This window comes from Candidatus Hydrogenedentota bacterium (assembly GCA_013359265.1).
GTDB lineage: Bacteria > Hydrogenedentota > Hydrogenedentia > Hydrogenedentales > SLHB01 > JABWCD01.
Genome location: JABWCD010000002.1, coordinates 80,154 through 99,634, shown reverse-complemented (window position 1 = coordinate 99,634; position 19,481 = coordinate 80,154). Strand labels below are relative to the sequence as shown.

Genomic DNA, 19,481 nt, shown 5'->3' with positions numbered 1-19,481 from the left:
CTGCAATTTCAGAATTTGAGAGAGCAACTCGCTGAAGCAATAGAGCTTACACGAGAAGTGCAAAATCATTTGGATGTCTTCGACAAAATCGATGTAAAGCACCTCAAGGGGAAATCCCGGCCAATGGTGCGACCGAGGGCGTAAGCGACAGATCAATTCGGCGGGCGCAAGAATTCGAGCACGCGCGCTCGGGGCCATCGCAAGCGCACGTGATCGAATCGACACCGCGCGGTGCAATTATGCGTCTAAGAAAACGGAGCGGGCTAATTGGCCTGCAACCGGCGCGGGAGTAACACTAAGCGCAGAACTGTTAACAGTTCCCCGAGGCGTTCGTGCTTTCCCGCGCCGCTTTATGTTAGTCTTGCCCATCCTGGTGGGTATCACGCGCTACGACGGGGAGGTTGCGCGCGACGGCAGCGAGCCGGACCCGCCTGCCCAGTAGCAACGGAGATCGTTCTCGATGGCTCGTTCACGGATTATTGGTACGGGCCATTTTCTGCCCGAACGAATCCTCACCAACAAAGACCTCGAGTCGTTGTGCGACACCACGGACGAATGGATCCGCCAACGCACAGGCATCGAACAACGCCATGCGGCCCTACCGGGCGAAGGCACGTCAGACCTTTGTACGCCCGCGGTCAAGAAGGCATTGGATTCCGCGGGGATTGGCGCCTCGGACATCGATCTTCTGATCTGCTGCACGACGACGCCGGACTACATTTTTCCTGCCACGGCATGCGTCATTGCCGACAATCTTGGGATGGGCACCACGCCGGCGCTCGATTTGAATGCGGCCTGCTCCGGATTCATGTACGGGCTTGCGACCGCGGACGCGTTTGTGCGCAGCGGCGCGTACAAGACCGTCGCGCTTGTGGGCGGCGAGCTCGCTACGAACCGGGTGAGTTTTCGCAAGCGCGACACAGCGGTCCTCTTCGGTGACGGTGCGGGTGCGGTGATTGTACGCGCGGAAGAAGGCGATCGGGGGATTTTGACGACGCACCTGTGGTCGGACGGATCGGGCCGCGAGGTGTTGTGGCTGCCCGCGGGCGGATCGAAAATCCCGGTCACCGCGGAAAACGTGGACGACGACATTAACACCATCCATATGAAGGGCAAAGACCTGTTCCGCCGCGCGGTGATCGAGTTTGCGAACGCGGTGAACGTCGCGCTAGAAGCGGTGGGAATGACGTTTAACGACATCGATCTTTTCATTCCGCACCAGGCGAACATTCGCATCATCGAGGCGGTCGCCGAACGCATGGGGCTGCCGGCGGAGAAGTGCGTGGTGAATATCCAAAAGGTTGCCAATTGCACGGCGGGTTCGATTCCCATTGCGCTGGACCAGGCGCGCGGCGAAGGCCGCGTAAGTGACGGGAGTATTGTGCTGCTTGCGTCGTTCGGCGCAGGGCTCACATGGGCGTCCGCGGTCGTTCGTTGGTAATCTCGCCGGGCCGTCTTGCGAAGTATGGCCCGCGTACGCATGGAGGGCGCGAGTCGTGCGGCGCGACGTGAACCGATGGAACTTCGTGCTCGTGTCGGTGGTCGTTTCGTTCGCGCTGGGGTGTCTCGGTTTTTGGCAATACGGCAGATTGCACGGCCACGCCTACACGGTGTGGGACATCTGCTACCTGTCATGGCAACTGTTCCCGCTGCAATCGGGCGCGCAACCAGGAACGATTCCGCTCTCTCTCGAGATCGCGCGCGTTATCGCCCCGATCACGACGGCATCCGCGCTCATCGGCGTGTCCTACGGCTACCTCCGCGAATTGCGCCGCGGCGAACGCCTGTCCGCCATCAGAAATCATGTTGTAGTTTGCGGATTGGGACGCCGCGGAATACAGCTTGCCGAAGAGTGCGTGGCGATGGGCAAACGCGTCGTCGCGATAGACGCCCATTCGAACACGAAGAGCCTGCCTATCGTAGAATCCGGCCACGTGCTGTTGGTCACCGGCGACGCGACGCACCTCGAGACTCTTCGGCGCGCGGGCGTGCATCGCGCGGAATCGTTGCTCGCGTTATGCGGGGATGACGGAACGAACATTGCGATTGCGATGCGCGCACGGGACCTTTTGGCCGCAGCTTCCGAACACGCGCGACCGAAACGCCTGCGGTGTGTCGTGCAAGTGATGGACTTCACATTTGCGGCGCTGTTCAAGGAACACGGCGTCGTGCAGGACACCGCCGGGACGCTCGACGTTGCCCTCTTCAATTCGTACGAGGCCGCCGCGCGAATGCTGTGGCGCGATCGTCCATTGGACTACGAACCCATCGGCGAGAACGATCCGCGCAGCGTTCGACTCGTGGTGTTCGGTCTGGGACAAATGGGCGAGAGCGTCGTCGTCCAGGCCGCGAAGGTGTGCCATCTCGCAAACGGGAAGCGGTTGCGCGTGACGATCATCGATCGGGCCGCGGACGCGAGAATGCGCAGCCTGCTCGTGCGCTATCCGCGGATCGACAATGTGTGCGACATCGAGTGTATCGAGATGGAATGCGACGACCGCATAACGGTAAATCGGCTTGACGAAATCGTCGAGATAAAGGACGAACTGACGACGATCGTCGTCTGCCTCGACAACGATTCCCAAAACGTGCAATACGCGATCAGTTTGCGCCGCAACCTCACGTCGGACGCCGTGCCGGTTCACGTGCGCGTTACCTCCGATACCGGCCTGTCCAATTTGTTCCGTGGCGCGGGCGACAGCAGGAACATCTTTTGTTTCGGGTCGACCGGTTCCACGTGCACCTGGGAGATGGCGAACGGCGAGGGCCTCGATGCGTTGGCGCGCGCGATTCACGAGGACTATGTGGCCCATCAGCGCGAACGCGGCGCGAAACCCGGGGACTCGACGGTCGAGTGGGACAAGTTGGCGCCCGGGTTGCGCGACTCGAACCGGCAGCAGGCAGACCATCTTCCCGTAAAACTGCGCGCGCTTGGGTACTCGGTGCGGCACGCGCACGAAGTACCGGGCGCGGTACGGGTGCCCGAGGACCGTATCGAGACGCTTGCGCGCATGGAACACCACCGCTGGAACGCGGAACGATTTCTTGCCGGTTGGACGCTTGGCGACAAGGACGTCGCGAGGCGGCGATCGCCGTACCTCGTTCCTTACGATGAGTTGCCGGACGCCGTGAAGCAATACGATCGCGACACGGTGCGCAACATGCCGAGGCTTGTGGAGTTGGCAAAGCGCACGGCGGGGCGAGGAAACTCGGCGTAGCGTGCGCGCCGCCTCAGGCCGGCGGATTCAGCGGATGGTCGAGGAAGACGACGCGCCAGTCCAGCACCTCCGTGATTAGCAGGCGCGAGGCATCGCCGGCCAGCGCGGCCACAGGGGTCGAAAACTGAAACGAGATGGGATCGTTTGTCGCGGCAAGTTCCTCGCGAAGTTCCTCGATTTGGTTCGACAGGTTTTTCAAGTGGATTTGCATCGATTCCGAATGTTTGGCGATGCGGCGGAATTCGCCCTGGTTCACGACGCCCTGCATCGCTGCGCCGAGCGCGGGCAGGAACCCGCACACGAACGTGAGAATCGGTGAAGGAAGCGCCTTCAGCGCGAGTTCGAACCAATGCGGCGCGCTCCGTCCATTCAGGTGCATCAACTCCTCGAAACCATGCAGTATGTGCGCGCCGCAAGCAAATAGAGTCAACACAAGCAGACCGATACCGTATGCGTGCAACCTCGATTCAATCTTGTGCGATCGGCGCCCTGTAATCTTGTGGTAGGCGATTTGGCCATACTTGCCGCCGAGCAGATCGCTGAGGTGCCGCAAGTACAGATCGAGGTACGCTTTGTCGACAACGGCCGTGGGAAGTCCGAGCGCACGTTCGACGGCGCGAACGTACCACGCCATCCATGTCGAGCCGGGATGCCCGTAGGTTGTCCAGTGCGCCGGCACTTGGGGAAACGGCCTGCCGCCCCCGAGCGGAGCGACCAAGCGCAGGTGACGTACCAGTTCCGCGGCGAGGCGATAGTCGATCCAACGTTCATGCCACCGCTGGTGTCTGCCCTTGAGCACGAGGTAGAGAATTGCGCCTATCGTACCCAATTCCAGGATGGCCGTGAAGTCGCCGTATGGGAATTCCGGCAAGCGGAACGGCAGCACGCGTAACAATGGGTAACAAAGCGGCAGCAGCGCGAAGAAGACGGCCAGCGCCGCGCATGCGAACGCGGTAACAAAGGCGCTGCGGTAGCGATTCGAGTGCAGCACGGCGAGCTTGTCCGGCCAGGCAAAATATGGGCGCAACGAATCAACGACGCATCCGATTGGTGTCGATCGGTCCGGCGGCCATTCGTCCATGACGTCTTGCTCGAACGGCCTTATCGCATTGCGGATGCCTTTCCATTTACCGTCCCCGAGTACGTCCCGAAACACGTTCCAGACGAACGCACGCGTATGGGCCGGGCGGCGTTCGTCGTAGTACCGAAGCAAGTTCGCTCGGGGGTCTTCTGCCTGTTTCCCGGTTGACACGGCCTGTGGAACTTCGAGCGATTCGCGGACCCAGGACCGGAGCGCCGCCGCCGTGCCCGAACCGTTCGGCGTGGCGCGCTGGTCTCTCCGCTTCGACGGCGCCGGCGTGGTGGCGTCGACGAGTTGCCACGCCCGGGGATTGTGCGCGTCGATCCAAACCGCGCCAACACCGGTGCGCTTGGCCTCGCCGAAGGTTTCCTCGGTGCCGCCACGTTTGCCGCGCTGATGGCCGTCCCACACGACGACAAGCAGATCGGATTGATTGAGCACGACGCGTCCGCCGGCGCCATACGCGGCCGCTTCGTCATCGCGGCAGCCGTCCAGTTCGAAGGTGGTAAGGGCGGTTTCGCGTCTTGCGCGGTCGAGAATGCCGCGGAACCGCTCGAGCGAACCCGCCTCGAGCGCACGGCCCGGCGCGAAGTCGCGTTCGAATTCCGCCTGTGGGAAAGGCATCACGCAGGTGAGCTCGTACCCGAGCCCCAACGCTACTTCGCCGAAAACTCGGTCCGTGCCTTCGGCCAGCGGCGTTACTGCGCGAAGCGTAAACGGGTCGCTGCTGTAAAGTGTCCGGCACGCCTCGCCAACCATTTCGACTTCGCTGCGCACGGCTTGGAGGATTTCGTGAATTACTTCGCGCAGCGTGTCCAGCTTTTCAAGGTCAAGCCGGTCGGGCCGGTGGCCGACGACGCCCACGCGAAACGCCAGGGGCGGACGCGGCGGCATCTCCATCCCGGGAGACTGCGATTGTTGCGTCGGCGCCACGGCAATACAAGTCCCCTTGTTTACCGCACGGCAGGTGCTGTGCGGCTATCCTTCGATAGGCGTCTTTGGTTCGGTACGGTGCATCGATGCTTCAACCGCCGCGTGCAACGATACCGCTAATTGTTTGCGATCGCCCGCGGCGATCGGCGATTCGCCGAATATGACGGTAACATCGAACGCGCGGAGCCGCAACAACCGAAATGCGTGCGTGGCGAACGGCGTGTCGTCCACCCAGCAAATCGAATGCTCGAAGCCGGAATCGTTGTGCGGCGTACGATACGAGATGGCCGCGTAGTGTACGGGCATCTTCAATTCGATCGCGGGCTGCAGGAGCGGACCGCGGAACGGGAGCAGTGTGTCGCCGTAGGTGGTCGTGCTCTCGGGGAAAAGCACCAGGCCGTAACCCTCCTGCACAATCTTCCTGATTTCGCCGTTCACGCGCGCGGCGTCGCGTCGCTTCTTGCGATCGATGAACAGTGTATTCAGTCCGCGCGCCAGCATGCCGATCAGCGGCCACGCTTTCACTTCCGCCATGGATACAAACACCGCGCCGAGCAGGCGCGCGTAGACGATTACGTCGAAGTAACCGAGGTGGTTCGACACAAGGATGAACGGTGGTCGCGGCGCGGCCCCGCGAACCGTGACGCGCGCGCGCACAATCGCGCAGACGCCCCGCGCCCACAACCGCAAAATCGACCGGCGGAACGCGTGCTCTCCCTCGGCGTTGATCAACGCAAGCGGCAACGCGGACATGCGCGCGGCGTAGAGCGCAAGGGTCCACATGGCGACGATCGAAACGCGAAGGCACGCGCGAACGCGCTGCAACGCGTCTTCGATAAAGGTCAGCGTGCGGTCAATTTCCGCCGCGCTTTCTGTGGGCGTATTGCTCATGTCACCACGATAAGTGTCGCACATCGGGGTCCGCGCGGCAACGCACGCGGGTTCTTGTATAGTGGATTGACACACAGGGAGGAGTGAGTTGGTGAAGCGGCTGCTCGAACGCCTCGGTCTGCGGAAATCGGACGACCGCGATCCCGAAGCGGCGCGGCATACGGTCCAAGTCAGAAGCACGCTGGACGGCGCGTTGCAGCCGTGCGTGTTCATCCCCGCGCGAGGAACGGGGCCGCGGCCGCTGCTCGTCTATCTTCACCCGTGGCGGCACGGTTACGACACGGATTCGCGGCGTTGGCAGGCGGAGGCGAAGGCGCGGGACTGGCACTTCCTTGCGCCGCACTTCCGCGGGCCGAACAAAAGGCCGCAGGCGTGCGCTTCGCGGTTGGCGCGGCAGGATGTGCTGGACGCAGTCGCGTTTGTCAAAGGGAAGCATCCGGTGGATCCGCGGCGTATCTACGCGGGTGGCGTGTCCGGCGGCGCGCATATGGCCCTCGTGATGGCGGCCGAAGTGCCCGAGATGTGGGCGGGCGTCTCGGCGTGGTGCGCGGTGACGGATCTTGCCAGGTTCTATGACGAATGCGTCGCGCAGGGCGCAAAAGCCTACCGGCATATTGTGAAGGTGTGCGGCGGTGCGCCGGGGTCGTCTCCGCGGGTGGATGAAGAATTGCGGTACCGCTCGCCGCTGTTTCACATGGCCAGGGCGAAGGACGTGCCGATCGACATCAGTCACGGTATCCGCGACGGCCAACCGCGCGGCATCGGCATCCAGCACAGTATATGGGCGTTTAATGCGCTGGCGGAGGCGCGAGGCGACACGCCGGTGCCGCACGATCAGCTTGACGCCTTGTGCCGCCGGGAAAACGCCGCCCCCGGTCCCGTCCAAGACGAAACCTACGGTCGAACAATCTACCTGCGCCGCACCAGCGGACTGTCGCGTCTTACCATCTTCGAAGGCGGCCACGAAGACCTGCCGGCCGCCGCGTGCGCATGGCTCGAGCAAAGGGAAAAGGCGTAACCGCCCGCACGTTCGGGTCTTGCGGGAGGCAGCGCACGAATTCTATAATCCGCGTTTATCTTTGGAGATCCCAGTGGTACGAATTGGCGTAGTCGGAACGGGTTATGGCGCGCGCGAAATGATGCGTCTGGCGGCGGTGCACCCGTCTGTCGAACTGGTTGCCGTGGCGTCCACGAGTGCAGCCGGGAAGCGGCTTAGCGACGTGCTGCCGGCTTTCCGCAAGGTCCACGATCTCGCGATCGAAGGGTTTGACGCGAAGGCGCTGGCGAAGAGGTGCGACGCCGTGATCATCGGTGTGCCAAGCGGGCAGTCAATCCCGATCGTCGCGGCGCTGCGCGCGGAAGGTGTGCGCGTGCTCGATCTTGGCGGCGACTTTCGACTCAAAGAACTGTCGTTGTTCAAGAAGTTTTACAGGGAGGAGCACAGCGCGCCGCACTTGCTGGCGGACGCGGTGTACGGTCTCGCCCCGGTTTATCGTAGTGAACTGCGGACTGCGCAACTCGTCTGCGTACCGGGTTGTTATCCCATCAGCGCGATTCTGCCGCTGCGCCCAATCCTCGATCACGTGCAAGCGGCGGTGCCCGTTGTGATCGACAGCATCAGCGGAATCTCCGGTGCGGGGCGCACGCCGAGCGAAGGCTATCATTTTCCGGAGATGAACGAGAACCTCAAGGCGTACAAGCTTGCGGTGCACCAGCACATCCCCGAGATCGAACAGGAACTGGGCAACCGGGCGATGGTGCAGTTCACGCCGCACGTGGCCCCGCTCACGCGCGGTATTCTAACGACGATCACCTTTCGCGGGAATGGCGACGTCGATCCGGCGGCGGCGTACGCATGCTACGCCGACGAGCCGTACGTGCGCGTGCTGCCGGAGGGACAGTTGCCGGAAGTGAAATATGTGCGCGGCACGAATTTCTGCGATATCGGTTGGGTCAAGGATGCGCGCACGGGCAACCTGATCGTCGTGAGCGCAATCGACAACCTCATGGGTGGCACGTCGGGCATGGCGATTCAGTGCTTGAACATCATGTTCGGGCTCGATGAACGCACCGGCCTCAACTTCGCGGGTATCGCCCCATGACGAAAGTCTCCGGTGGCGTGTGCGCGCCGAAGGGATATCGCGCATCCGGCGTCGCGGCGCGCATCAAACCGTCCTCGACGAGAAAGGACTGCGCGCTGATCGTGAGCGACGCCCCCGCGACGGTCGCGGGGATGTTCACAAAGAACCTCTTGAAATCGCCTCCGGTGGTGTGGAACGCGGCGGCGTGTCTCGCGGGCAAAGCGCGGGCGGTGTTCATCAACAGCGGCAACGCAAACGCGGCCACGGGCGAACGCGGGGCGATGGACGTGTGCACGACGGCGGGCATGGTCGCCGACGGGCTGCGCATCGAAACGAACGAGGTGTGCATTTGCAGCACTGGGGTCATCGGTGTGCCGTTGCCGATGGATCGCATTCGATCAGGCGTCACGGACTGTCTGAAGACGCTAGGCCCATCGGGCAGCGCGGACGCGGCGCACGCAATTATGACCACCGACACCGTGCCTAAAGAACTGGCGATTGAGGTCACGTTGCAGGCGGGCACGATCCGATTTGGCGCAATTGCAAAGGGTTCGGGGATGATCGCGCCGGACATGGCGACGATGATCTGTGTCATTACGTGCGACGCAGAAATCGCGGCGCCGGCGCTTGATAAGGCGCTGCGTGCGGCGGTGAATGCGTCTTTCAATTGCATCACGATCGACAACGACATGAGCACGAGCGATACGGTGTTGTGCTTCGCGAACGGCGCGTCGGGCGTCCGCGTGGTCGACAGTACGCCCGACTTCATTACGTTCACGAACGCGCTGAAAGCACTGTGCGTCGAAATGGCGAAGCTGTTAGTGCGCGACGGCGAGGGCGCGACCAAGTTTGTCGAGATTGCCGTCGAAGGCGCACAGAATGACGAGGACGCCAGGACGATCGCGCGCGCGGTTGCCAATTCGATGCTGGTGAAGACCGCTTTTTTTGGACAGGACCCGAATTGGGGGCGCATTGCGTGCGCGGCGGGATACGCCGGCGTGGATTTCGATCCGGCGGAACTCGCGCTGTGGCTGGACAACGTGCAACTCGTGAGTAACGGCGCGGCGACGGAGTACCGCGAGGAGGACGCCGCCGCCGTGATGAAGCAGGCCGAGTTTCGCGTGCGCATTCGCGTGGGCGCAGGGAGCGGCGCGGCGGTGTTCTGGACCAGCGATCTCAGCCACGACTACGTTTCCATCAACGCCGACTATCGATCATAGGGACAGAGGGGAGCGCCGGGCACATGGCCTCGTTTAACCAGTACGAACAGTTCATCCACAAGGCGGCGACGCTCGTCGAAGCGCTCCCATACATCCGCGAGTTCGAGGGCAAGACCGTCGTCATCAAGTACGGTGGCGCGGCGATGGAGAACGCGCGCCTGCGCGAAAGCACGACGGAAGACATCGTATTGATGAAATACGTCGGGATGAACCCCGTCGTCGTGCACGGCGGCGGCCCTGAGATCAACCGAACGTTGCAGCGGCTCGGCGTCGAGGCAAAGTTCCACAACGGCCTGCGAGTTACCGACGACGAGACCGTGAAGGTCGTCGAGATGGTCCTTGCCGGCTCACTCAACAAGGAGATTGTCACGTTGGTCAGCCGCGCGGGCGGAAACCCGATCGGTATCTGCGGCAAGGACGGCAACCTGCTGCACGCGCGAAAACTGACGGCGGAAGACGGCGCGGACCTGGGATTCGTCGGCGAGATCACGGGGGTCCACTTCAAGATTATCTCTGTGCTCTGCGATGCGGGCCTCATCCCGATCATTGCGCCCATTGCCACGGATCCCCAAGGCAATACATGGAACGTCAACGCGGACACGGCAGCGGGCGAGATCGCCGCGGCAATTCAAGCCGAGAAGCTGGTCTTCCTCACCGACACGCCCGGAATCCTGCGCGATCCGAAGGACAACGCGTCGCTCATTCATCAATTGAACTATCTGGAGATCGAAGACCTAATCGAGCAGGGCGTAATCGCCGGCGGAATGATTCCGAAAGTGGAAGCGTGCCTCAAGGCGCTGGACTACGGCGTCGCGAAGACCCACATCATCGACGGGCGTGTGCCACACTCGCTGCTACTGGAAATCTTCACCGATCAGGGCATGGGTACATTGGTTACACATTGACGCTGCGGCGCCGGTTGCGCAGCGTGACGGATCACTTCACTTCGCCGGTTGCAGGGTCGTACTGCCACTCGCGCCCGTGGTATGGGTGGGTTGGGATCGCATAGCCCCGTTCGCGCATTAGTTCGAGGTTTGGCGGCGTAGCTCCCGTCTCCTCCTTGAACCTGTTAATCGACCCGCGCAAGAACACAAGCCTCTCCTCGACCTGCGAGTCGAGCAGCGACGTATTCTGGACGTCGCCCTTCTCGTCGATAAAGAACGTTCCGCCGAGCGGGTCCACGGGCCTGCCGTCGCTTGAATCCGCCGTCCAGAAATCATCGAGACTCTCCGGCGCCTTGCCGGTCTTCGCCCGATACGCCTTTACCGCGCCATCGAGCAGGCGGCAAACCTCGCGCAGGTCGACCTCGATGAGCCGACGCTTGGCGGTCTCGCGCATGTTCTCATCGGTGGTGTTTTCGATGATCTGCGCCCACATGTCGCGCTCGATATCGCCGAGGTTGTGTTTTTGTTGCAGGTTCTTCGCCCAATCCACGACGAACTGCGGCGGTTCGCCGGTGGACGCCGCGAGCGCCATCCACTTCGCGCCCATGACGCCGTCGTGCCGGTTCAGGATGTAGGTGCGCGCAATCTCGAACGGCAGTTCCCAACTTCTCGGGTTGTCGTCGATGCCGCTTTTCAGGAGTTCGATGCTCGCGTCGTTGTCGCGCTTCAGCATGGCGAGGAACACCCCGCCCCACTTGTACGCGTCGACGAAGTACGGGTCGAGACGCGTGATTGTGCCGAGCATGCGATCGAGTAGCGTGAACTTAAAGTCGCCCCGGAATTCCCTCGATGTATAACTGATGCACTTCAGCCAGAGAAGGTCGGCGATGACGCTGCTCTGTCCGCACGTGAACGACTTCAGCAGGCGTTCGTTCGGAAAATAGAGGACTTCCTCCGCTTCCCGCTCCCTGCGAAGCGTGTCGGCGCGGCGCTGCGCGAGCGTCGTGCACGCGAACGACAGCGAGACAACGAGAATTGCCGCGGCAAGCCTGCGCACCGCTACACGTCCTTGTCCTCGAAGGCGAGCGCTGCGAGCGCCAGCAGCATCGCGGTATATACCGTGCCGTAAGCCATCGCCCACGCGACGTACTCGAACGACACGGCGACGTTGTTCGCGGCCTCGGCGCGAATGTTGAAGTTTGAGAAGTTCGGCACGATGTAGTAGACGATCTCGAGGACTCGCTTCGCGTTGGTCCCGTCGAAGTGCGCGGGGAGATCGATGAGAATTGTGGTCGCGTGCCCGACGACATATATGCAGAACACGATGATAGCGCCGAGGATAGGCGACGTGAGCGACGAGAACAACGTGGCGAACGCCGTGACCATGAGCAGTTCCCAATACGACAGCAACACTGCGTAGAAGTACGTGGCGTCGATCGCGCCGCCGAGCAGCGCAGTGTAGCCCGCGCCGGCCGCGCCCATCAGCGCCGTCACGACGCCGAGCAGCGCGGCCATGCCGAAGTACTTGCCGAGCACAAATTCGTAGCGCGCCATCGGACGGCAAATAATTGTGTAGATGGTGCGCTTGTCGATTTCCTTGTAGACCAGGCTGGTGCCGACGAATATGGCGATTAACACGCCAAACACCGACACGGACGCAAGCGAGAAGTCTTTGACGATCTTGATTTCCTGCCCGATGCTGATCCAGCCGAGCGCTTTCGATCCGAGCAGCGTCGCCAGCGCAAAGAACACGAGTACGTACAGGACCTTGTCGCGCACGGCTTCGCGGAAGGTGTTGTGCGCGACGGCGAAAATCCTCATGGCTTCGCCTCCTGCACGCGCATGAAATAGTCCTCGAGCGATTCCTTCACCGCGGCGAAGTCAACGAGGTCGCCGCCGTGATTGTGAATTTCCTTGACGGCACGATTCGCCGTGGCAAGATCGGTTATGACGAAATGGTGGCCGGCCTCGGAGGTCCTCGACGATGCCGCCATGGGTGCGATGGCAGCCAACGCCGCGTCGTTCAGGCGCGCGGCGATGATCTCGACCATCATTACTTTCTCGGTAAGCAATTCGTCGATCTGGCCGTGCCGCGTCAGCCTACCCTTCACTAGAATGCCGACGCGATCGCAGATTTGTTCCACGTCGCCAAGCACGTGGGACGAAAAAAAGATGGTCTTCTTCTCGTCGCGCATCCGCAAGATCAGTTCGCGAATCGATCGGCGCCCGAGGGGGTCGAGTCCGCTCATCGGTTCATCGAGCACGAGCAGTTGCGGATCGCCGACGAGCGCGACCGCAAAGCCCAGACGTTGCCGCATTCCCTTCGAGAAACCACGAACGCGCTGGTCCGCGATGGAACCCAAGTCGAGCAGTTCCGACAGCTTCTTCCATTCCGCCGCGCGCGCGGCGGCATTCAACCCATGCAGCTTGCCGTAGAAGTCCAGGGTTTCGCGCGGGGTGAGGTACTCGTAGAAATAGGGGTTCTCCGGCAGGTAGCCAATTTGACGGCGCGATTCCTTGCGCTTCGAGTCCTCGCCGAAGATGCGGGCCTCGCCCCGGGTTGGGCGAATGAGCCCGCACAAGAGCTTGATCGTGGTGGTCTTGCCCGCGCCGTTCCGGCCCAGAAAGCCGAAGACTTCATTTTCGCGGACGGTCAGGTTGAGTTCGACGAGCGACGGCGTGGACCGTCGCCCGATTTGGGCCTTGTAGGTCTTGGTAAGGTTTCTGGTCTCAATCGCGTCCATGTCGAACACAATATACAGGATGCTATACGTTGTTGTATACCATATATGGACGAAATCGACAATTACCCTCCCTAAACCGCACGTGCTTGAGAACACCGATATCCCCGGCGATGTTTCCAGCATTGACGGTGTCCTCGTCGACGGAGTACGGTTTCGAGAACCATGGCCGCAGTACTCAGCCGAATCTATTTGGTGGCGCTAGCCGCGCTGCAGGTTTGTTTCGTTCCCGCAGCGGCGGGAGCCGAAGCCTCCATCTCCGCGCCGATTCCGCAGTCTCTTCCCCCCGGGTATTTTCAAACTACACTTTCCCACAACGCGATGTACGCGGAGTTTCAGTTTACGATCATTGGCAAAGAGGGCGGGCCAACCGAACGGCATATGGCGATGGCGGCCCAGGAAGCGTTTGACGCCATCGACCGTCTCGAGAGCCGTATCAGCACGTGGCGTCCCGGCACGCAGGCGTCGCGGATCAACTATGAGGGCGCGAAGCAACCTGTTGGTGTGGCGATGGATATGCTGAACCTCGTCGAACGGTCAGTCGACTACTGGAAGGATACGGACGGCGCGTTCGACATCACCGTCGGTCCGCTCGTTGAGTTGTGGCGGGCGTGCAAAAAGGAGACGCGGCTGCCGACGGGTGCGGAACTGGCCGCTGCGAAAACGTTGGTGGGTTCGGACAAGCTAATCGTGCTGCACGATGACCACAGTGTCGGTTTCAAAAAGGAAGGGATGCGGCTCGATTTCGGAGGTATCGCCAAGGGGTTGGCCGTGGACCAGGCAGCCGACGTGCTGCGGGGCTATGGGGTCACGTGTGCGCTGCTCGACGGCGGGTCGAGCTCGATGCTCGCGATGGGCGCGCCGCCGGGGCAGGACGGGTGGATCATTCAACTGAAGCATCCGTATAATGATACCACGATAGACGAAGCGCCGATAAAGGACGAAGCCGTCTCGACGTCGGGCTACGCGCACGACCATTTTGTGGTTGACGGCAAGAAGTACGGGCACATCATTGACCCGCGCACGGGCATGCCGGCGCAGGGCGTGATGTACGCGATGGTCATCGGGCCGACGGGGACGCTGACCGAAGCGCTGAGCAAAGGCTTCTTCGTCAACGGCGTGGAATGGGCCAGGCAGTACTGCGCGAAACATCCAACGGTAAGGGCGATCCTCGTGCCGGATCCGGCGGAAGGATCGGAACCCAAACCGGTTCGCATCAACTTTACGGAGTGAAAGGACCCGACGATGGACGTGACGAGACGAAACTTCATGCAAAGCGCCGGTGCGGCTGCGGGCGTAATGATTGCGACGGGCTGGTCGCCATTTTCGTACGCGCAAAACGAAAAGATTCGCCTCGCACTCATCGGGACCGGAAGCCAAAACCGCGTCCATCTCGAAGAGGGCATCGCAGGGAACCCTCATATCGAGGTTGTTGCGATGTCGGACTGCCTAATCCCGTCGCTGATCGGCGGGTTGAAGACACTCATACCCGATCCTCAGAAGGACGATCCGGACGACAAGAAAGCCGCGATTGCCGCGAAGCAAAACGCATTCAAACCGCATTGCTATCTCGACTACCGCGATATGCTGGCGAAGGAGAAGGACAACATCGATGCGGTGTTGATAGCGACGCCGTTCAAGACGCACTACGACATCGTGATGGACTGCCTGAGCGCGGGCAAACACGTCTTCTGCGAGAAGACGATGGCGGACACCGTCGATCGCTGCCGCAATATCGTCGCGAAGTGCCACGAGACAGGGAAGTTCGTGCAGGTCGGTCACCAGCGCCGTTACAACCCCGAGTACATCCACATGGTGAGAGGTTACGCCGACGGCCGCGCGGGCCGTGTGCAATACATCGAGGGGCAGTGGCACCGGTATGGCGACTGGCGCCGGCCCATGCCGCGAAAGAAGGATCCTCAGGATCCGACTGGCGAGAAGACCATTGAATACGAATTGACGGCGGCGGAGAAGAAGTTAATCCCGGACTTCAAGAAGATGATCAACTGGCGCATCTACCAGATGTACAGCGCAGGCCTGATCAGTGAATTGGCGACGCACCATATTGAAGTTGTGAACTGGATGCTGGGCACTCCGCCCGCACGCGTCATGGCAACCGGTGGAATCGATTTCTGGAAAGACGACCGCGACACCTACGACAATATCGTACTGATATTCGAGTACGACATGCGGCGCGGAAAGTCCAACCATATCATTCCAAGCCCGAACGCCAGCGTTGGACAAATCGAGCCAACTGAAATGATGAAGCCGTATACGGTCCGCTTCACATGGACGGGTACGCTACAAAGTTCGCTGAAGGGCGAAGGCATTTTGTTCGTCGGCGACAAGGGGACCTTTGAAATGCACGAGCGCGGCTTCGATGCATCAGGTCGAGGGGGCTGGTTCCAGCCGGAAACCGAAAAGATCTGGCTCGATCCGGATACCGGCGAGCAGACAAAAGACGACAAGATTATCGAGTGGATCAAACAAACAGGCCAGACCCAGAAGTACTCGAAGCTCATCGAGAAAGAACGTATCGTATTTAAGGGAACAGAGCTTGAAGACGACGCTTACGTAAAGAACCCGGACGTGCTCCAGTTCGAAGCGTTTGCCGAGTGCATACGCACGAACACGGTGCCGCGCACGAACCAGATGTGCGGGCTGATGGCGTCGATCTGCGATATCGCCGCGCACGAGGCCTCGGAAAAGAAGGAAATGGTGACCATCGACCCGGCGTGGTACACGTTCGACTTCGAGACGCCGGACCCGTTCGTCATCTCGTAAGAGCTGCTCACTTCGCACAGGCGCGGATGCGAGATCATCCGCGCCTGTGTTCTTATCTTATGACGATTCTCAGCGGCAACGAACCCTGAAACAGGTTTCAACGTAAGGCGCCGATCCCGCTCAGATTTCTGCAAATATCGATCAGCGCCAGCACGCGTTCGTCCGGGGTGCCGCTCTCGATGTCCGCGGCGACGATATCGCAGGGACCAAACTCGCCCGCGATTCGCTCCATGTCGCGCTCGATCGCGCTCATTGGTTTGTCCGCGAGTTCGGTGGGGCGATACATGATGGCGCGGCGCGCGTTTGGGAACAGATGCCGCGCGCGAGCCAGGTCGGATTCCAGGCCCATGTCGATATACGCAACGTGGGGAATGTCCGCGTACGCGTCGAGATAAGGGTCCGCGGTCCACGCGCAGTTGTGCACGCCGAGCGTGCCGAACGCTTCCGCGATGCGCCGATCATACGGATAGAGGAATTCCTTGTATAGCTCCGGCGACACAAGATTGACGAGGCAATTACTAACCGTGAAGAACGACACGTCGAACCCGCTGACGCACTGCCGCTCGCGCAGGCGGCGAGTCGCGTCGATCATGGTGGTGCAGACGCAATTAAAAAGATGATGGCACAGTTCCGGCGCGGTGAACATGTCGGTGAACAGTTCTTCGCCACGGATTCGATGGGCGTTGTTGAGCACACCCTGCCAGTTTATGTATCCCGCAGCGCACCCGAGTTTCGCGGCGATGTCGTCAACATGTTCGAGGAGATTATCGAAGAATGGGCTATTGTCGAGGTCGGGTGGTTCCAACGTGGCGATTTGCTCTTCGGTGAGCGGCGTGCCCGTCGTCACGGGCCATTGCTCGGCGCGGTACAGGATGGGAAGACCATAGATGCCGGCAATAACGCATGCGCCGTGGACCCCGGTTAACGCGTCTGTGACATCGGGCCGGTAGCGCGGCATTCCAATTTGCGCGCCGGGAAAACGCCGATCCAGTTCGGCACGCATCAGAGCGAGGGATTCGAGTCTGTACGAGATGTCCAAATGCCATCGCTCGCCGAAGTCGATGCCAATTGCGTCACGGTACCATTTGGGTGTAAACCCAATCTCCGGACGCACGAATGGTTCGTCTCCCGCAGCGGGTTGCCGCGTCGCGGGCGCGCCCGGCGCAATATAGCTGATAAGTTGCCCGGTCATGGCGCGGTTGCTCAGGCCGGCTTCGTGTTGCGCGCGTAGTCGAGCATCGCGCGCATGTTCTCGGGCGGCGTGCCGCGCGGCACTTCACAGCCCGCGCTCACGATGTATGGCGCGTGCGCGTCGCAGTGGCATTTCGCGATTCCGGCGTAGACGGATTCCGGCGTGCCGTCGCGCAGATCGCGCACGGGATCGATGTTGCCGAGCAGCGTTTGTCGTGGCCCCATTGCGTCGCGCGCGGCGGCCATCGATACGGGAAAGTCCAGATCGACAATGTCGCAGCCGAGGCGGCCCATGCCCTCGACGATCGGGGATGTATTGCCGCAAATGTGCAGCCGCACGCGCGCGCCCATGTCGCGCAGGCCCTTCACGAGTTGGACCTCATACGGCCACACGAATTCCTCATACAACCGCGGCCCAATGAGCGAGGCCGCTGCGTCACCCACGCCGATCGAGTCTGCGCCGGCCGCGATTTGCGCGCGCCCGAACTCAAGTTCCAACTCGATGACAAAGGCGAAAAGATCGCGGACGAAGTCCGGGTCCTCATAGAAATCCATCATGAGCGTGTTAATGCCGCGCAGATCGGCGGCCTGCGCGCAGGGCCCTTCGACCCAACCTTCGATCAGCTTCTCGCCGCGGACACGTTCCTTGAAGAGCGCGGCCGCTCGTACCCGGTCGTGCATGCGTCCGCCGCCGAGCGGATCGGGGCGCTTGAGCCGGACCAACGCGGCCTTCTCGGCGAGCAGCGCGTTATCTTCGTCAATGGCGGGGGGTTGATCGTCGAAATATTGGATGCGTGCGCCGAAATCCGCGGCCTCGCGCGCTGGATCGGAAATGCAGGAGACGTGGTCGATCTCGTAGTCCTCCGCGACGCGGAGCTGACATTCGACCAGGGTACGATAGTCCTTCGCGTAGTCACCGTACCGTTTCCCGGCGTGCTCCGCGGCGAACATCATCGTGATCGGCATGAAAGGCAGACGATCCGGCGTGCCGCCTTCGATCACGGAAAGTATCCTCTCGCGCCCGTCCATGGCACCTTCCCCCTGATGAAATCCGGACTTGCTGAGAACCCCCGGAAGAGAGCCTAAACCTGCGGCCCGTGAAGGTCAACCGCGACGGTTGACGCCGGATATGCGTGCTGTTATTGTCGAACCGGGTTGCCGGAGCGGAGTTGGCGCGTCGGGGGACGTAGCCAGCGATTCCATCCTACTTTCACGCTGCCGGCCAAACCGAGGGGGCGGATGCCATGAGCGCAGCCATCGACCAACGTTATGCCGAACGACTTCGCCGCTACACCACCGCCATGAAAAACAAGAAACCGGATCGCGTGCCGATCCGCCCGTTCGTGGCGGAATTTGCGTCGAAGTACGCGGGCGTTACGTGCCAGCAGGCGACGCACGATTTCGAAGGCGCGCTGACGGCAACGCGCAAGTGCGCGATGGACTTCGACTGGGATGCGACCGTCGGCAACATGATCTACGTGTGGACCGGGCTGACGGAAGCCATCGGGCTGACGTATTACGGCGCGCCGGGGATTCATGTTCCCGCGGACGTGGGGTTTCAATACTGCGAACCTGCCGAGAACGAGGCGCATATGCGCGCGGACGAGTACGACGCGCTAATAGCCGACCCGACGGGATTTCTGTTTAACACGTGGTTGCCGCGTGTATCGAAGGACGTAGCGCCGATCGGCGCGCCCGCGACTTATCGCAATAACCTGTCGTTCCTGAAGGGTGGCATGGCGATGCTGCATTACTTCACGGCGCTCGGCGCGCAGAACGAGAAACTCAGGACCGAGTGCGGCATGGCACCTGCCATCGGGGGAATTCTAAAGGCGCCACTCGATATTCTCGGCGATAAGCTGCGCGGTTACTACGGGCTGACAAACGATCTCATCGAACAGCCGGAGAAAGTACTGCGCGCCTGCCGGGCGCTGATGCCGCACTTGATGCACATTGCGCTGACGAGCGCCGATCCGGACAAGCTGGTGCCGATAACGATCTGGATGCACCGCGGGTGCGTGCCGTTCGTGACGCCCGAAACGTTCGAGACGGTCTACTGGCCGACGCTGCGCCCGATTGTCGAAACGCTGTGGGCGCACGGCTATCAGGTGTTGTTCTATGCGGAGGGGAATTGGGACGCGCACCTGGAGGCGTTCACCGAACTGCCCGAGGGGAGCATCATCTTTCATGTCGATCGGAGCGATTACCGGAAAGCGCACCGCGTGTTGCATCACAAGTTCGCAATCAGCGGCGGCGTGCCAAACACGCTGTTGGCGCTCGGAAAACCGCAGGAAGTCCGCGACTACTGCAAGCGGCTCATCGACGAAGTGGGCGCGGACGGCGGATACATCATGGACGCAAGCGCCATCGTGCAGAATGACGCGCAGGTGCACAACGTGGAAGTGATGACGCACTTTACGCGCGAGTACGGCGTTTATCGGGGCGGCCCGCCAATCG

The 19,481-nt window shown here is 61.4% G+C and carries 15 protein-coding genes and 1 pseudogene; 9 read left to right on the top strand and 7 right to left on the bottom strand.

What is annotated here, in order from left to right:
• Positions 1-460: 460 nt before the first annotated feature.
• Together HUU46_01550 and HUU46_01545 are read left to right on the top strand one after the other, a co-directional pair.
• Positions 461-1,441 (top strand): ketoacyl-ACP synthase III, encoded by a 981-nt coding sequence (locus tag HUU46_01550; GenBank protein ID NUM52304.1) that lies wholly within the window; start codon positions 461-463, stop codon positions 1,439-1,441.
• Positions 1,442-1,496: 55 nt separating this feature from the next.
• Entirely contained in the window at positions 1,497-3,218 is a 1,722-nt protein-coding gene (locus tag HUU46_01545; GenBank protein ID NUM52303.1) for an NAD-binding protein, read from the top strand.
• 13 nt (positions 3,219-3,231) lie between these two features.
• Here HUU46_01545 and HUU46_01540 read toward each other — a convergent pair whose 3' ends face one another.
• On the bottom strand, positions 3,232-5,232 hold the full coding sequence (locus HUU46_01540) for a hypothetical protein (GenBank protein NUM52302.1): 2,001 nt from the start codon (positions 5,230-5,232) through the stop codon (positions 3,232-3,234).
• Positions 5,233-5,277: 45 nt separating this feature from the next.
• Positions 5,278-6,123: a 1-acyl-sn-glycerol-3-phosphate acyltransferase gene (locus HUU46_01535; protein ID NUM52301.1), complete on the bottom strand. Its 846-nt coding sequence runs from the start codon at positions 6,121-6,123 to the stop codon at positions 5,278-5,280.
• A gap of 91 nt (positions 6,124-6,214) precedes the next feature.
• Between HUU46_01535 and HUU46_01530 the strand changes: the two genes are divergently transcribed.
• The 4 genes from HUU46_01530 (at position 6,215) to argB (ending at position 10,329) form a co-directional block, all read left to right on the top strand.
• Positions 6,215-7,141 (top strand): prolyl oligopeptidase family serine peptidase, encoded by a 927-nt coding sequence (locus HUU46_01530; GenBank protein NUM52300.1) that lies wholly within the window; start codon positions 6,215-6,217, stop codon positions 7,139-7,141.
• Positions 7,142-7,214: 73 nt separating this feature from the next.
• Complete coding sequence (gene argC / locus HUU46_01525) at positions 7,215-8,225, top strand: N-acetyl-gamma-glutamyl-phosphate reductase (protein NUM52299.1); 1,011 nt, start codon at positions 7,215-7,217, stop codon at positions 8,223-8,225.
• Positions 8,222-9,424, top strand: coding sequence for a bifunctional glutamate N-acetyltransferase/amino-acid acetyltransferase ArgJ (argJ, locus tag HUU46_01520; GenBank protein ID NUM52298.1), 1,203 nt, complete (start codon positions 8,222-8,224; stop codon positions 9,422-9,424). Before argC ends, argJ begins: the two co-directional genes overlap by 4 nt.
• 23 nt (positions 9,425-9,447) lie before the next feature.
• Positions 9,448-10,329, top strand: a complete 882-nt coding sequence (gene argB / locus HUU46_01515) for an acetylglutamate kinase (GenBank protein NUM52297.1) — start codon at positions 9,448-9,450, stop codon at positions 10,327-10,329.
• A gap of 31 nt (positions 10,330-10,360) precedes the next feature.
• Here argB and HUU46_01510 read toward each other — a convergent pair whose 3' ends face one another.
• Genes HUU46_01510 through HUU46_01500 form a run of 3 tightly spaced genes read right to left on the bottom strand, consistent with a single transcriptional unit; the run spans position 10,361 to position 13,175 of the window.
• A complete protein-coding gene (locus HUU46_01510) occupies positions 10,361-11,365 on the bottom strand; it encodes a hypothetical protein (protein NUM52296.1) in 1,005 nt (334 codons plus the stop codon).
• A 2-nt stretch (positions 11,366-11,367) separates the two neighbouring features.
• On the bottom strand, positions 11,368-12,129 hold the full coding sequence (locus HUU46_01505; protein ID NUM52295.1) for an ABC transporter permease: 762 nt from the start codon (positions 12,127-12,129) through the stop codon (positions 11,368-11,370).
• Positions 12,126-13,175: an ABC transporter ATP-binding protein gene (locus tag HUU46_01500; protein ID NUM52294.1), complete on the bottom strand. Its 1,050-nt coding sequence runs from the start codon at positions 13,173-13,175 to the stop codon at positions 12,126-12,128. The genes HUU46_01505 and HUU46_01500 overlap by 4 nt, the downstream gene beginning before the upstream one ends.
• A gap of 39 nt (positions 13,176-13,214) precedes the next feature.
• On the opposite strand from HUU46_01500, the gene HUU46_01495 reads away from it, so the two are divergent.
• Positions 13,215-14,282 carry an FAD:protein FMN transferase gene (locus HUU46_01495; GenBank protein ID NUM52293.1) on the top strand — a complete coding sequence of 356 codons (1,068 nt, stop codon included), beginning with the start codon at positions 13,215-13,217 and terminating at the stop codon, positions 14,280-14,282.
• 36 nt (positions 14,283-14,318) lie between these two features.
• Positions 14,319-15,833 (top strand): Gfo/Idh/MocA family oxidoreductase, encoded by a 1,515-nt coding sequence (locus tag HUU46_01490; protein ID NUM52292.1) that lies wholly within the window; start codon positions 14,319-14,321, stop codon positions 15,831-15,833.
• 97 nt (positions 15,834-15,930) lie between these two features.
• Here the strand turns inward: HUU46_01490 and HUU46_01485 are convergent, their stop codons facing one another.
• Positions 15,931-17,025: a hypothetical protein gene (locus tag HUU46_01485; protein ID NUM52291.1), complete on the bottom strand. Its 1,095-nt coding sequence runs from the start codon at positions 17,023-17,025 to the stop codon at positions 15,931-15,933.
• A gap of 11 nt (positions 17,026-17,036) precedes the next feature.
• The gene (locus tag HUU46_01480; protein NUM52290.1) at positions 17,037-18,053 is read right to left on the bottom strand and encodes a uroporphyrinogen decarboxylase family protein; all 1,017 of its coding nucleotides are present in this window, start codon (positions 18,051-18,053) and stop codon (positions 17,037-17,039) included.
• Positions 18,054-18,268: 215 nt separating this feature from the next.
• Here HUU46_01480 and HUU46_01475 point away from each other — a divergent pair.
• Positions 18,269-19,462: pseudogene (locus tag HUU46_01475) on the top strand (hypothetical protein).
• The last annotated feature ends 19 nt before the right edge of the window (positions 19,463-19,481 follow it).